Source organism: Endozoicomonas sp. ALC013, from assembly GCF_049310205.1.
Classification (GTDB): Bacteria; Pseudomonadota; Gammaproteobacteria; order Pseudomonadales; family Endozoicomonadaceae; genus Endozoicomonas.
On record NZ_JBLYNS010000132.1, the window covers coordinates 1 to 14,328 of the forward strand.

12 protein-coding genes are annotated in these 14,328 nt (G+C 51.2%); 1 reads left to right on the forward strand and 11 read right to left on the reverse strand.

What is annotated here, in order from left to right; all coding sequences use genetic code 11:
- The 11 genes from ACO6V1_RS18855 to uxaC all read right to left on the reverse strand — a co-directional run.
- Positions 1 to 1,087: hypothetical protein (locus ACO6V1_RS18855; RefSeq protein WP_422468034.1), on the reverse strand; the 1,087-nt coding region annotated here is incomplete at its 3' end.
- A gap of 208 nt (positions 1,088 to 1,295) precedes the next feature.
- Complete coding sequence (locus ACO6V1_RS18860; RefSeq protein WP_422450534.1) at positions 1,296 to 2,057, reverse strand: ABC transporter ATP-binding protein; 762 nt, start codon at positions 2,055 to 2,057, stop codon at positions 1,296 to 1,298.
- Complete coding sequence (locus ACO6V1_RS18865) at positions 1,955 to 3,256, reverse strand: oligopeptide/dipeptide ABC transporter ATP-binding protein (protein ID WP_422468036.1); 1,302 nt, start codon at positions 3,254 to 3,256, stop codon at positions 1,955 to 1,957. The genes ACO6V1_RS18860 and ACO6V1_RS18865 overlap by 103 nt, the downstream gene beginning before the upstream one ends.
- A 422-nt stretch (positions 3,257 to 3,678) precedes the next feature.
- Positions 3,679 to 4,467, reverse strand: a complete 789-nt coding sequence (locus ACO6V1_RS18870; RefSeq protein WP_422449614.1) for an ABC transporter substrate-binding protein — start codon at positions 4,465 to 4,467, stop codon at positions 3,679 to 3,681.
- A 33-nt stretch (positions 4,468 to 4,500) separates the two neighbouring features.
- Positions 4,501 to 4,836, reverse strand: a complete 336-nt coding sequence (locus tag ACO6V1_RS18875) for an ABC transporter substrate-binding protein (protein ID WP_422449615.1) — start codon at positions 4,834 to 4,836, stop codon at positions 4,501 to 4,503.
- A gap of 469 nt (positions 4,837 to 5,305) precedes the next feature.
- Positions 5,306 to 6,076: a GntR family transcriptional regulator gene (locus ACO6V1_RS18880; RefSeq protein WP_422449616.1), complete on the reverse strand. Its 771-nt coding sequence runs from the start codon at positions 6,074 to 6,076 to the stop codon at positions 5,306 to 5,308.
- A gap of 74 nt (positions 6,077 to 6,150) precedes the next feature.
- On the reverse strand, positions 6,151 to 6,783 hold the full coding sequence (locus ACO6V1_RS18885; RefSeq protein WP_422449617.1) for a bifunctional 4-hydroxy-2-oxoglutarate aldolase/2-dehydro-3-deoxy-phosphogluconate aldolase: 633 nt from the start codon (positions 6,781 to 6,783) through the stop codon (positions 6,151 to 6,153).
- Positions 6,777 to 7,736, reverse strand: coding sequence for a sugar kinase (locus ACO6V1_RS18890; RefSeq protein WP_422449618.1), 960 nt, complete (start codon positions 7,734 to 7,736; stop codon positions 6,777 to 6,779). Before ACO6V1_RS18890 ends, ACO6V1_RS18885 begins: the two co-directional genes overlap by 7 nt.
- Positions 7,736 to 8,932 carry a mannonate dehydratase gene (uxuA, locus tag ACO6V1_RS18895; RefSeq protein ID WP_422449619.1) on the reverse strand — a complete coding sequence of 399 codons (1,197 nt, stop codon included), beginning with the start codon at positions 8,930 to 8,932 and terminating at the stop codon, positions 7,736 to 7,738. Before uxuA ends, ACO6V1_RS18890 begins: the two co-directional genes overlap by 1 nt.
- Before the next feature lie 43 nt (positions 8,933 to 8,975).
- On the reverse strand, positions 8,976 to 10,454 hold the full coding sequence (locus ACO6V1_RS18900) for a mannitol dehydrogenase family protein (RefSeq protein ID WP_422449620.1): 1,479 nt from the start codon (positions 10,452 to 10,454) through the stop codon (positions 8,976 to 8,978).
- 10 nt (positions 10,455 to 10,464) lie between these two features.
- Positions 10,465 to 11,898, reverse strand: coding sequence for a glucuronate isomerase (gene uxaC / locus ACO6V1_RS18905; RefSeq protein ID WP_422449621.1), 1,434 nt, complete (start codon positions 11,896 to 11,898; stop codon positions 10,465 to 10,467).
- Positions 11,899 to 12,316: 418 nt separating this feature from the next.
- Here uxaC and uidA point away from each other — a divergent pair, with 418 nt between their 5' ends.
- Entirely contained in the window at positions 12,317 to 14,146 is a 1,830-nt protein-coding gene (gene uidA, locus ACO6V1_RS18910) for a beta-glucuronidase (protein WP_422449622.1), read from the forward strand.
- Positions 14,147 to 14,328: the final 182 nt, after the last annotated feature.

Consider the following 14,328-nt stretch of genomic DNA (forward strand, 5'->3'; position numbering starts at 1 on the left):
TCTGGTCTTTCCGGGCATTGAGTTCGGTGGCACAGACATGGGCTACGGACAGGGATATCTGTTCAGGCAGTCGGACCCATTGCTTGTTGGCGGTGAATCCGCCAACCCGTATGGCCGTTGCCAGGGCTGCCTGGAAGCCAGTGTCTTCCCAGGGTGCGTTGTTAAACACCAGATGGGTATTCTCTTTCAGGTTAGCCAGGGCGCCATCAGAAAAAAACAGCTGCCCCCGGTCATTGAGGGTGATACCACCGAACAGTCGGCGGTACCAGTGGTCGGTGGTGGCAAAGTTGATGGTGATGCGGGGAGCACTGGCCGGGATATCTTCCGTGGTTTTTTGGGCCAACAAGGTTTCATCGGTCACCGAATCAGCAATATAGCAGTCGGCTTCTGGTACGGCCTTTTCCGGCATTTGCCCCAATCTGCGCCAGAGGTCGGGGTTGGCCGGTTTACTTCCGTCCAGCATCCCGTGGTTGACCAGAAATACCCGCCGGATGTGGTCACCCAGTGGTTTATCGTTACACTTGGGTCCCACCTGAAGAAGGTCATTAAAGCTGGCGATATCACCGGGTGTCATGGCGGTCAGATCAAACACCAGGGTCATCGACTCATCCGTAAACAGTCGGCCTTCCGCTTTTTTTAATTGGCCGCCCTCTAGCCAGGTTTGTTGCATCAGGCCATGTTTTTCCAGATCATCCAGCGCGCGAATGCAATACGTTGCAGGCTGTTCATGGCGTAATTGATCAATAATTCGCTGTTGGGTTAACGGAGTATTGGCAAAAAAGAACTCGCCGGTGCTCAGGCTCTGATGGACCGCTTCCTGATTCGTTGAGCGGGCGGTGGATTGATTACTTTGCAAGTGAGAGGTAACTTGACAGGCGACTGTCGTCCTTTGTCCTAAGTCAGGCGTTGGGACTTTTTGGGGTTCTATTAATCTTGATCGCTGTGCTGAAGGCTGCTCAGGCGCTGCCACGTCACCGGGAAAGACTGATGTTTTCCTTTTGTCTCCCGCTCGATGTAATAAAGAATGGGTTATTGTTTGATTTGGCAAGGAGTGGTAGTTGATAGTTTCATTGGTTGTTTTGTCCATTTGATCATCCATGCCTGATTTATGAATGCCGGTGTCAGGAAATTATGGACAACAAAATAATAAGAACGTTCCTTCCGGGTTGAAGTTATCCGGAATCTTTTTGGCACTTTAATGCAGTCTGCTCAGGGCCTGTTGACGTTTCGTTGTGTGCTGAGCTTGCAACGAAACGTCAACAGGCCCTGGTTTCACCTCATAAATTTCAAGAGGGTCACCCTTTCCCGACTATGGCACAGGCAACAAAGTGCCCATCATTGATCTCGTTAAGGTGAATCTCTCTGGAGGTGCACTCGGGTGCTGCATACTTGCAACGGGGCGCAAAGCGACAGCCAGGTGCCGGGTTGATGGGTGAGGTAATTTCGCCCTGCAACACTTCCCGTTCCATCTTATGGTCCAGATGAATCGAAGGAATAGCCGATAACAAGGCCCTGGTATAAGGGTGAGTCGGGTTGCTGAACAAATCCCTGGCCGGTGCTTTCTCAATCAGCTGCCCAAGGTACATAACCGCGATTTCATCGGAGAAATGCTTAACCACCGATAAATCGTGAGTAATGAAGATATAAGTGAGTCCAAGCTGCTCCTGCAGATCCTGCATCAGGTTCAGAATCTGCGCCTGAATGGATACATCCAGCGCCGATACCGGCTCATCACAGATAATGAACTTTGGTTTCAGCGCCAGCGCACGGGCTATACCAATACGCTGCCGTCTACCACCGTCCAGCTCATGGGGATAAGTGTTGACCAGTCGAGGGCTAAGGCCAACCAGCTCCATTAATTCAGCGACACGTTCAGTCAGCTCCTGCTTATTCTTCACTTTGTTGTGAATCAGCAGCGGTTCACCAATGATCTCACTGGCGGTCATCCGGGGGTTCAAAGAGGCAAAAGGATCCTGGAAGATAATCTGCATATCTTCACGCAGTCGTCGCATCTGGTCTTTGTTGAAGTGGCGAATATTCTGCCCTTCAAACAGGATGTCGCCATCGGTGGCTTCCAGCAAACGCAGGATGACCCGGCCGGTGGGTCCGTTGGGTCCGGCATCATGCCTTTAATGGGGTTCAGTCGTCCAACCGAGTGATCGAGATCGGGAATCGAACCAAACAGCCCCCTGGTGTAAGGGTGTTTGGTATTTTCATAGACATCGCGAATATCACCGCTCTCCACCACTTCACCGGCGTACATAATCGCCACTTTGTCGCACACCTGGGCAACCACCCCCAGGTCGTGGGTGATCAGAATCATCGCGGTGTTGTAACGGCTTTTCAGATCTTTCATCAGATCCAGTACCTGGGCCTGAATGGTGACATCCAGCGCTGTGGTGGGCTCATCAGTGATCAGTAGATCCGGGTTACAGGCAAGAGCAATGGCAATCACCACCCGTTGTTTCATACCGCCGGAAAACTGGTGCGGAAAGTCCCCCGCCCGGGCCGCCGGAATGCCCACCATCTCCAGCATCTCGCCAGCTTTCTGGCAAGACGCTTTTTTGCTGACGCCTTCGTGGATAAGGATCACTTCGGCAATCTGCTCCCCGACTGTCATCACCGGGATCAGGGCATTTTTCAGGGCATGGCGGTTAATCACCACATTCTCAGCCACACCTTTGGCGCGGGCGGTACGGATATAATCCTGACGGATGACTTCCAGCATGGAAGAACGGGTCATCCGGGTAATAATGGCGGCAGAACCTGTGCCCAGAGTGATCGCGGGCACGATCAGCGAACTCCAGCTGGAATAGCCACCGGAGGGCACCCAGCCGAGGTTGACGGAGAACAGCAGAATCATCATCAAACCCAGCCAGAAGTTGGGCATGGAGACACCCAGCAGGGCGAAAAACATCGAACCACTGTCAATCATTGAATACTGTCGTGTAGCAGAGATGATCCCGATGGGGATACCAATAATCACTGCAATCACTACACCCAGCGCTGCAAGAATCAGCGTATTAGGGAATCGGGAAAAAATTTCATCAAATACATCTCGGTCACTGGTGTAGGACTGGCCCAGGTCACCCGTCGCCGCATTCCCCACAAAGCGGGCATAACGCAGCAAAAACGGATCATTTAGCTCCATTTCTTCACGCAATTCGGCCAACGCTTCAGGCGGTGCATTTTTCCCGAGAATCAATTGTGCCGGATCGCCGGGGGCTAATAACAGTGTCGAGTAATCTATGATTATCTTGGTTAATCTGCTTTTTTATTGCCTTATTCAACGGTTGCTACTACCTTGTTTCTGCCACTGACGAAAACCAAGTTTGTGGCAAATTGGGTACAAAAAGACTAGGCGACCCCGTCGGGACACGTTACAGCCCGACGTTAATCCCTACAGAAGAGCTGCGTAAGACTTACTCCGGTAAGTGGTGGCGTTGACGATGTAGATAAACCCAGATAATCCTGATTATCGTAGGTTTTTAGTAACGGTGAAGGACATGATGGCAAATACCAGCAGGGAAACACCCAGCAACACGGGTATCAGCAGCAATAGCCTTTTGAGTATAAATCGATGCATGGTTCACCTGATAAGCGGCTGAGCCCATCGGTAAAGAGCGTTGATGGCCAGAAAGTCACGCTGCACAGAGCAGCGTGATGGTCAGATTCAAATTAGCCCTGGAAGCGGACACCTCTGATTTTGTGGTGGCCCGCAGGTGCCATGCTGAAGCTAGGCACATTCTTCTGGATACCAATGTTCTGGTACTGATCATAGATGGAGAATGTTGGCACTTCGTTTTGCAGAATTACCTGAATCTTGCCGTACAGCTCTTTTCGTTCACCAGCGTCAGTGGAAGTACGGGCCTGATTCAGCAGCTGGTCCACCTCTGCATTGCTGTAGAACAAACGGTTACCGGCACCGCCGTGGGTAGCGGAGTTGAACTGTGCATAGAGGCCATAGTCAGCATCGCCGGTCACAGTTACCCAGCCCATAATGAACATATCGTGGTCACAACGGGAGGTATCGTCCAGGAATGCGCCCCACTCAACCACTTCGATGGACATATCAATACCGATCTGACGCAGCTGAGCCTGCAGAACCTGGGCGATCTGGACACGGGTAGGATTGTCGTTGATCCAGATAGAGGTTTTGAAACCGTCGGCATAACCCGCTTCTGTCAGAAGCTCACGGGCTTTATCGAAGTTCTGCTGGTATCTTTCGATATTCGGGTTGAATCCAAATACCTTGGGACCAATCGGTGAGCTTGACGGGGAACCGGCACCCATCAGTACCGCTTCGACAATGTCACCCGGTGCTTTAACGGCTTTCTCATTCAGAATGGACGCAGCAGTGTGTGTGAGATGATAAAGCAGAGGACCAAAAGGCTCTTTGGTGATGACGTTCACCGTGTAGTCATCAACCACTTCTACCGTGCTGATGGAGTTGACGATATGGGCCACCGTTGGCGAAGCGATCGTGGCTTCCAGTGTGAATTAAACGTCAGATGCCTTCAGTTCCTCACCATTATGGAATTTAACAACCTTTTTCAGCGTAAACTGAGTGGTTTTGTCATCCAGACTTTTCCAGGATTCAGCCAGACCGGGCACGATATTCATGTCCTTGTCTGTCTCAACCAGCTGGCTGTATATCTGAACCGCCACCCGGGAAGAAGGCTGGTCATTGGTGGCATGGGGGTCAAGGGTCTTGGCATCCGCACCCTGGCCAACCACCAGAGTGTCTTTCATCTTGACCGCTTCTTCTGCTCCCCCGCAGGCGGAAAGGACAACTGCCATGCCGACGGCTATGTCAGCCTTTACTGCTTTTATCATCACTAAGCCCATCAATATTTCTAATTTATGATATGGAACTGCGAACTATATAAGCCTGGTGCATGTCTATACGTCAGTCGTCGTGTCACCGGGATTCTGGGCTTTATCAGTAGCCCTTCAATAATTGCCGATATACTTACACGACTGCTTATAAAGAAAATTCAAGAAAAAATACCGCCCGGCGAGTAGAAAATAAGATTTTTTTCTTAATATTGATTTAAATCAGATGTTTATTTTGATCAAGGCTTTCTTTCGGTAGTCGTTTGCTAAGGAATTGTTCCGAAATAATTTCGATATTTTGAACTCGATCTCCGTTCATCCTGAGTGCTGAGCTTGTCAAAGTATCGAAGGGTGATTGGCACAATACATGATGTCGGAGTTCACGCCCTTCGATACTTCGACAAGCTCAGCACTCAGGACGAACGTAGTTTTGAAGCTCAGAGATGTGCAAATTATTCCGGGGCAATTCCTAAGAAATCACGGACGGACTGTAGTCAAACAAAAAGCGGTCAAAAGAGTCTTCAGTATTGTCAGAAACCCGCAGGAGTGTGGTTTTTACATTCTCAAGATGTTGCCACATGGCATCCCGTGCTGCTTCCGATTTGCGCTGGGATAAAGCCTCAATAATCCTTTCATGGTCGCCCACCCACTCTTCAAGATAGTCTACCTTATCAATCCATTCATGGAGACGTTTCCACATGGCGCTGTTTTTGCGGATGTCCCACAGTTGCTGGGTTAAGGCAACCAGCACACTGTTCTGGGTGGCTTCCGACACGGCAATATGAAACAGCTCGTCACCCTTGCCACTGTTAATGCCCTGGCGAATTTCCTTTTTCTCCAGTTCGAGAGCCGCTTTCATGTTTTGCAGGTTGGACTTATTCAGCTGGGTTGCCGCAAATGCAGCCACATGGCTTTCGATCAGTTGCCTGGCCTGCAGTAACTCAAATGGGCCAACGTCATTGGCACTGACGAGATCGTGCTCATCGGATGCGGTGGCAGGCTGGTTACGTTCACTGGCGATAACATGAATGCCTGAGCCTTTACGCACTTCAATCAGGCCTTCCAGTTCGAGCATAATCAGCGCTTCACGTACAATAGTGCGGCTGACATTGAGCATGGTTGCAATATCCCGTTCAGCCGGCAGGCGACTGCCTACAGCGTAGACACCATCAATAATCTGCTGGCGGATATCACGTCCAATTTTCTGATATAGCCGCTTGGGTTCTGACAGGACAAGCATTGGGTTTTGTGCCACTTTTTGAGTCTGTTGGTTTATTTTATACCGCAATACCCGAGAAGTATTGCGGCAGGGAATCAGCGTGCCAACTGTTGAGCTAACTGTTTAGCTAAAAATGTTATTTCGCTCCAGTTGCCACTTTCAACCACCGATTCAGGTACCAGCCAGGAACCACCTACGCACAGAACATTATCCAGTGCCAGATAATCCTGGTAGTTTTCCGGATTAATGCCCCCGGTAGGACAAAAAGTCACCTGAGGAAACGGGCCAGCCAGAGATTTTAACATAGATTGCCCGCCTGCGACTTCTGCCGGGAACAACTTCAATACATCAAACCCATAATCAAGGGCCTGCATAACCTCTGACGGAGAAGATACACCCGGCAATAACAGGATGTTTTGCTCTCGGGACGCCTTAAGAAGCGCAGGGGTCGCACCCGGAGAAATAACAAAATCGGCACCGGCCTGATGAACCGCCAGTAATTGTTCCGGGTTCACCACCGTACCGGCACCCACCAGACAGTCAGGCATCTCCTGTTTAATCTGTTGAATCGCTGCAACGGCACAGTCGCTGCGCAGTGTCACCTCAAATACCGAAATACCGCCATCGTACATGGCCCTGGCCATGGGCAGGGCCTGGTCAATGGTATCAATCACCATCACGGGCATGACGGGAAAAGCACGGTTTAAAACATCACGGGCGGTTAACATGGCTGTGTTTGTTCCAATAATCGGGAGGTAGCAGATTTGGGGATGATAGCGCCTTTGTACTGTATGACACTTGCCGCCAGACGGTGGGCAAAAGCGGCGGCGGTTTCCGGTGCATCGCCTGACATTCTGCGGGCAAGATAACCACCATTGAAGGAGTCACCGGCAGACGTTGTATCTACGATCTGACGGACAACTGTGGCAGGTACAAAAGACAATGCCTGGTTAACCATGATGCTGCAGCCATCACCACCCTGTTTAATCACCACTTCCGGAATAGCAGACAGTCGATTCATGGTGTCGGTAATAGACTGATCACCAAACAGTGCCTGCTCGTCATCAAAGGTGACCAGCGCGATATCGGTTAACGCAAGAAACTCGCTGGTCACTGACTGAGCCTGCTCCCTGGACGACCAGAGACGTGGCCGATAGTTGCTGTCGAAAGCGACCTTTGCGCCTCGCTCTCTGGCTCTGGTCAGGGTTTTTTTCAGCAGTTCCCGGCTGCCTTCATCCAAAATAGCCAGACTGATACCCGACAGGTAGTAGAGGTCGAATGATTCCGCCAGTTCAGAACGCTGGGCCGGTGTAAGACCATGGCTGAATAAAGCCCTGGCAGCAGAATCAGTTCTCCAGTAACTGAAACTGCGCTCTCCATAGGCGTCCAGTTCAATGGCGTACAGGCCCGGTACTTTTTCGGGTAGCCGTGAAATCCATTGGCAATTGATATTCTCACTCTGGAACAAATCAATCATGCAATCACTGAAGCTATCTTTGCCAATGGCGGTGATATAGCTGGTATCAATCGCGTGTGCTGCGGTTCGGGCTATATAGATAGCGGTATTGAGCGTGTCACCGGCAAAGGCCTGTTTGAACAGGCCATTCTCTGCGGGTGACAGCTCCACCATGCACTCACCAATACAGGCGACACGAACAGTATGGGCTGTCTGACTGGTCATTAGAGGCTCCGTTCAATGCCCATCATCAGGCCACGAAGTTCGGCAAGGCCACGCATACGGCCAATGCAGGAGTAGCCCGGGTTGGTTTCCTTGTTAAGGTCGTCCAGCATCTGATGACCATGGTCAGGACGCATGGGGATCATACAATCTACCCGACCTTCAGCCTTACGACGACGCTGCTCCATAACCAGTGCGCGAGTCACGTCGTACAGGTTGGCCATGCCTTCCAGATGGTTGGCTTCATAGAAACTGCCATCGTCTTCCCGCTCCACACTGCGCAGGTGGACAAAGTGAATACGGCTGCCGAGACGCTCAACCATACTCGGCAGATCATTGTCTTCCCGTGGGCTGAGTGAGCCGGTGCAGAAAGTAATGCCGTTATATATGCTATCTACCGCCTGGGTAATACGAATATAGTCGTCTTCAGTGCTGGCAATGCGTGGCAGACCCAGGATCGCCCAGGGTGGATCATCCGGGTGAATGCACAGACGTACGCCAGCTTCTTCCGCTGCAGGTACGATTTCACGCAGGAAAGCAAACAGGTGCTGGCGCAGGCCTTCGGCATCAATGTGCGCGTAGCTGTCCAGCGCCTGCTGGAACTGCTCCAGGGTGTAACCTTCTTCTGCACCGGGCAAACCGGCAATCAGGTTTTTGGTCAGGCGCTCGATATCTGCTTCGGTCATGGTCGCAAAGCGTTCTTTTGCCCTGGCCTGCTCTTCTTCGCTGTAATCCACTTCCGCCCCCGGGCGCTTCAGAACATACAGTTCAAACGCCGCGAACTCGTAGCGGTCAAAGCGAAGCGCACGACTTCCGTCTCTTACTTCATAAGCAAGGTCGGTACGGGTCCAATCCAGCACTGGCATAAAGTTGTAGCACACCACATCGATGCCACAGGCACCCAGATTGCGAATGGTCGTGGCGTAGTTTTTCAGATGACGTTCGAAGTCACCGGTCCGTTTTTTGATGTCTTCGGAGACCGGCACACTCTCAACCACCGACCAGCGCAATCCGGTAGAGTGGCCTTTTTCCTCATCCCACTCAATTTCCCGCTTGCGCTTTTCAATTTCCTCAACACTCCATACTTCACCGTTTGCAATGTGATGCAGTGCCGACACAATACCGGTGGCTCCGGTCTGCATAATGTCACGAATGGTGATCGGGTCTTTAGGGCCGTACCAGCGCCATGTCTGTTCCATGATGTTATCCTCTCCCGGGCAGAAGCCGTTTATAGATCATTGGTTAAAGGGTTTGTGCCAGCAGTGCCATTGCCTGTTTGGCACCGTGCTCGCGGATTGAGTGGTAGGCTTTAGTCACTTCCGAAACGAATCGTTCATTCTTCGCCAGGGCCGGATCAAACACTGCATCCAGCACCAGGAATGCCTTTACCTGCTGTTCAGGATGTTCCTGATGCTGGCTTGCCGTGGCCTTTAACTGCTCTGCCATTGGGTCACGCACATCGATGTCATGGCCCTGCTCATCGGTTCCCGATACGTAGTGCATCCAGCCGGCAATGCCCAGTGCGATGGCGGCAAATGCCTTATCTTCCGCCAGCAGGGTTCTGGCCGAATTCAGCCAGCGCTGAGGCACTTTCTGGGAACCGTCCATGGCAATTTGCCATGTCTGGTGTTTCAGGCCCGGGTTGGTAAAGCGCTCAATCAGCTTTTCTGCGTAGCTGGCAAAGTCGGTAGGCTCGGGCATCTCCAGCGTGGCGGCCGCTTCATTATTCATGTAGTGACGGGTCACTGTGACAAACTGCGGATCCTGCATACAAACGTCGATGGTTTTGTAACCGGCCAGGAAACCCAGATAAGCCAGAATGGAGTGGCTGCCATTGAGCATGCGCAGCTTCATCTCTTCATAAGGCTGCACATCGGCGACAAACATGGCACCGTCTACGTTGTCCCAGGGTGGACGCCCCATGGTGAAATGGTCTTCAATCACCCACTGGCGATAGGCTTCGGTAACAATGGCTCCTTTGTCGTCAGTGCCCAGATAAGCCTGAACATCGGCAAAGCTCGCTTCTGTCATCGCCGGCACGATACGATCGACCATGGTGCATGGGAACGCCACCTCTGCACGAATCCACCCTGCCAGCTCCTTGTCCATGGCTTCTGCCATCTGGATCACCGCTGCCCGGGCACGTTTACCATTGTCTGGCACGTTGTCACAGCTCAGAACGGTAAAGGGCGCAATGCCTTTTGCACGACGTTGATCCAGTGCCGTAACGATCAGGCCAAGGGCTGATTTCGGATTTTGCGGGTTGGCCAGATCGTGGGCAATCAGGGCGTTATCCAGCATCAGTTTGCCGGTTGCGGGGTTCAGACAATAACCTTTTTCGGTAATGGTCAGAGAGACAATACGGGTAGTTTCAGCACCCATAATGTCCAGCAGAGGACGTCGATCGTCTTCTACAGCAAGGGATTGCCGGATAGCCGTTGCCAGCTTCACCGTACGGGAACCGTCCGGATTCATTTCCGTGACGGTGTAAGCGTTGTCCTGACTTTGCAGGTCCGCGACCAGCTCCTGACCACCAAAAATATTGGCGGCACAAATGCCCCAGTGAAACTCGCCGGTGGCAGCAATCGCTTCATGGGTATAAAGCGCCTGATGAGCACGATGAAACGCACCGAGGCCAATATGCACAATACCGGCGCTCAGCTCCGAGGTGTCGTAGCTGTTGGCTGCAATTTTGTCGCTGCTGTATTGCTTATTAATCATCTCCATCCCCTCACAATCGGTAGGCTTTCCGGGCCAGTCCACTGGTTAACTCGTGAGCCAGTTCCAGTGCTTCTTCTTCGGTAATGCGATGCTCACATACCAGTGATGCCAGGAAGTTACAGTCCACCCGACGGGCAACATCATGACGGGCAGGGATACTCAGGAATGCACGGGTATCGTCGTTGAAACCCACGGTGTTATAGAAACCGGCGGTTTCTGTCACCATGCGACGGTAGCGCATCATGCCTTCCGGACTGTCGTGGAACCACCAGGCAGGACCCAGCTTCAGAGCCGGATAGTGACCTGCCAGTGGTGCCAGCTCGCGAGCGTAAACATCTTCGTCCAGAGTAAACAGGATAATGGTCAGGTTCGGATCATTGCCCACTTCATTCAACAGCGGGCGCAGGTTGTTAACAAACTCTGCTTTCAGGGGAATATCCGCCCCTTTATCCGCACCAAAACGTGCCAGCAGGCTTTGGTTGTGATTGCGGTAAACACCGCAGTGAATCTGCATCACCAGGCCGTCTTCCTGTGACATGCGGGCCATTTCAACCAGCATATGGCCACAGAACTGCTGCGCTTCTTCCGCTGAAATCTCTCCGGCCAGTGCTTTCGTCAGAAGTAACTGACAAGTGTCTTTTGATAGAACCGTGGTGTAAGGCGTTGGATAGCTGTGGTCAGTGGCGGTAGCACCCGTGCTTTGGAAAAACGCCCGACGTTTGCGTAATGCCGTCAGATAGTCAGACCACTGATGGACATCTTCACCGGTCTGCTCTGCCAGCAATGCCATATGGGCGGAGAAATCAGGATGATAGGGATCCGTTACCGAGTCTGGGCGGAAGGTCGTGATCACACGTCCCTGCCAGTCACTGGCATTGATTTTCAGATGGCTTTGCAGCGTATCAACAGCGGTTTCCGTGGTCGCCAGCACGTCAATATTGAAGCGCTCATAAAGGCTGCGAGGCAGAAATGCTTCGGTCTTCAGCTGAGCGTCAATATGATCGTAAATCTCTTGTGCTGTTTTGCTGTTTAATGGCTGATCAACACCAAGCACTTCGGTCATGGCGTGGTCCATCCACATACGGGTTGGGGTGCCACGGAAGAGAAAGTAGTTGTCGGCAAAAATCTGCCACGCTTTGCGAGGGTCCTGCTCAACCTTTATGGATGAGTCTTGACTCTTGATACCAATGCTTTCCAGGGAAATACCCTGACTATGTAACATCCGAAACGCATAATGATCCGGCTGAAGCAACAGTGCAGCAGGGTTGCCGAACGGCTGATTGTCTGCAAACCAGGCCGGATCGGTATGACCATGGGGGCTAATAATGGGCAAGTGTCTTATTTCCTGATACAGGGCACGTGCAACACTGCGGGTGTTGTTATCTGGGGAAAAAAGACGATCCGGATGAGGCCGATAGGATTGGTTGGACGTTTTGTTAAACATTGTATTACCGGCTTGCCTTCAGGTTGCTAATGTAATTCCAGGACTTTTATATCAGACTTGATCAAATTGGATCAACCAATTTTGCGGTAAACCGGAAAGGATTTGACCTGAGGCATGTTTGCTGATTAATGCCAAAAAAACAGAGTGCGTTGGGGTAAAGTTTTGATAATTATGGCGTGGGTATTGACCGTTTTTACCGTTCTACTCTAGCATAACAGGCAATTGGACTTACAAGAATAAGAAAATGACTCAGCATATTCCAAGAAATAGGTTCGGTATTAATTTTTGGTTTGACATATTGGTCTAAAACTCTTCACAAAAAGAACTGCTATTTACGACTCTCCTACTCTCAGGCTGATCAGAGCCCGGAGTATCAAAGGTTTTAACCAATGTTACTGGCTGTTAAATGGAGCATAAAATGACTGCTTTTTTATACCCACACGAAACCAGAACCCGTCGCATCATCGACATCAGCGGCATTTGGAAATTCCGCGCCGACACGAAAACGGAAGGTCGCACCAATGGCTGGAAAGATGGCCTGACTGATACCACGTTGATGGCCGTTCCATCCAGCTACAATGACATCACTACCGACAAGGCACTGCGTGATCACTGTGGTGATGTTTGGTACGAAACTGAGTTTTACATTGCCGAAGAATGGCAGGATCGTGATGTATTCGTCCGCTTTGGCAGTGCTACCCACCGTGCCATTGTTTATGTGAATGGTGTGGAAGTCGCGAGCCACGATGGCGGCTATATGCCTTTCGCCGGTCAACTGAACGACGTTGTTCGTTTTGGTGAAAAGAACAAAATGGTGGTCGTGGTCAATAATGAACTGAGCTATGCCACCATTCCTGCTGGCAGGGTTGCTACCCATATGGACGGTACCAAAGAGGTCAAGCCGTTCTTTGACTTCTTTAACTATGCCGGTATTCACCGTGCCGTTAAGCTGATGGCGCTGCCCAGGAATCGTGTTGAAGATATCACGGTCACCACTGACTTCGACCAGAGCCTGGGTAAAGTGGATTACCAGGTCAGCGCGATGGGCAGCGGCGACGTTTCGGTCGAACTTCTGGACGAGGACGGCAAGGTTGTTGCCAATGGTGAAGGCGCTGAGGGCTCACTGGAGATCGACAACGTTAAACTGTGGCAGCCGGGTAATGCCTACCTGTATACGCTGCAAGTCAGCATTAACGACAACGGCCAATTGGTTGACCAGTATCCACAGACCGTCGGTGTGCGTACTGTTAAAGTTCAGGGTACTCAGTTCCTGATCAATAACGAGCCCTTCTATTTCAAAGGCTTTGGTAAGCACGAAGATTCCGATATCCGTGGCCGTGGTTACGATGCTGCGCTGAACCTGCGTGATATGGAACTACTTGACTGGATCGGTGCCAACTCCATCCGCACCTCTCACTATCCGTACTCTGAAGAGTTTATGCAGCTGGCTGAGCGCAAAGGTCTGGTGGTCATCAATGAGACGGCTGCGGTTGGCCAGTTTGATGCCTTGATGAACTTTGTGTCTGCCGGTGCCGGTGGTGCTTCCCAGTCCAGGTTCTTTGACCGCCCAATAGTACAAAAAGAAGGCATGGTTGCCCATAAAGAAGCCATCCGTGAACTGTTCCAGCGTGATAAAAACTATGCGTGCGTGGTCATGTGGGCCCTGTCTAACGAGCCGGATACCTCCCAGGAAGCCTCTGAGCCTTACTTTAAAGAGATTTTTGAATATTCTCGTGAGCTTGACCCTCAGAACCGTCCGCTGACCCTGGTTAACTTTATGATGGCACCATACGGTATATGTCGTGCAAGCAAGTTTGCCGATGTGATCTGTCTGAACCGTTATTACGGCTGGTACATGATGAACGGCCTGGAGCAGCGCAATGCCGCCAAGGTGTTTAGTCAGGAGCTGTCAGGCTGGGCCAATGAAGGCAAGCCAATCGTCATCACCGAGTACGGCGCGGACACTGTCGCCGGCATCCACAAACTGCCCAGTGTGCAATTCTCTGAAGAGTACCAGTGTGAGTACCTGGATCAGCAGCATGAAGCCTTTGACGGATGTTCTGCAGTGGTTGGTGAGCAGATGTGGAACTTCGCGGACTTCCAGACCTGGGAAGGTTTCCTCCGGGTTGATGGTAATAAGAAGGGGGCATTTACCCGTACCCGTCAACCCAAGATGTCGGCCCATCACCTGAAACGTCGCTGGGATACAATCAGTGACTTTGGCTACAAAGAATCAATGGATAAGTAATGCCATAAAATTACCGACATTTTTATTCAAAGGGCTCGTTACAACGATCCCGGGGTTGTCGAAACAACCGTAAAAATGGTCTAGGAGGCTGACCGAGAATAGCGCCCGTAGCGAGGATTGCAGAAAATTGAGGATAAAAAGTCGGAAATTTTTAGTGAATAGTGGTTCTATTTGCTAAAAAT

Bases quoted from the DNA above. Each gene is read 5' to 3' on its own strand.
- ACO6V1_RS18875 (WP_422449615.1), bottom strand. From the start codon at position 4,836: ATGATAAAAGCAGTAAAGGCTGACATAGCCGTCGGCATGGCAGTTGTC.
- ACO6V1_RS18880 (WP_422449616.1), bottom strand. From the start codon at position 6,076: ATGCTTGTCCTGTCAGAACCCAAGCGGCTATATCAGAAAATTGGACGT.
- ACO6V1_RS18885 (WP_422449617.1), bottom strand. From the start codon at position 6,783: ATGTTAACCGCCCGTGATGTTTTAAACCGTGCTTTTCCCGTCATGCCC.
- ACO6V1_RS18890 (WP_422449618.1), bottom strand. From the start codon at position 7,736: ATGACCAGTCAGACAGCCCATACTGTTCGTGTCGCCTGTATTGGTGAG.
- uxuA (WP_422449619.1), bottom strand. From the start codon at position 8,932: ATGGAACAGACATGGCGCTGGTACGGCCCTAAAGACCCGATCACCATT.
- ACO6V1_RS18900 (WP_422449620.1), bottom strand. From the start codon at position 10,454: ATGATTAATAAGCAATACAGCAGCGACAAAATTGCAGCCAACAGCTAC.
- uxaC (WP_422449621.1), bottom strand. From the start codon at position 11,898: ATGTTTAACAAAACGTCCAACCAATCCTATCGGCCTCATCCGGATCGT.
- uidA (WP_422449622.1), top strand. From the start codon at position 12,317: ATGACTGCTTTTTTATACCCACACGAAACCAGAACCCGTCGCATCATC.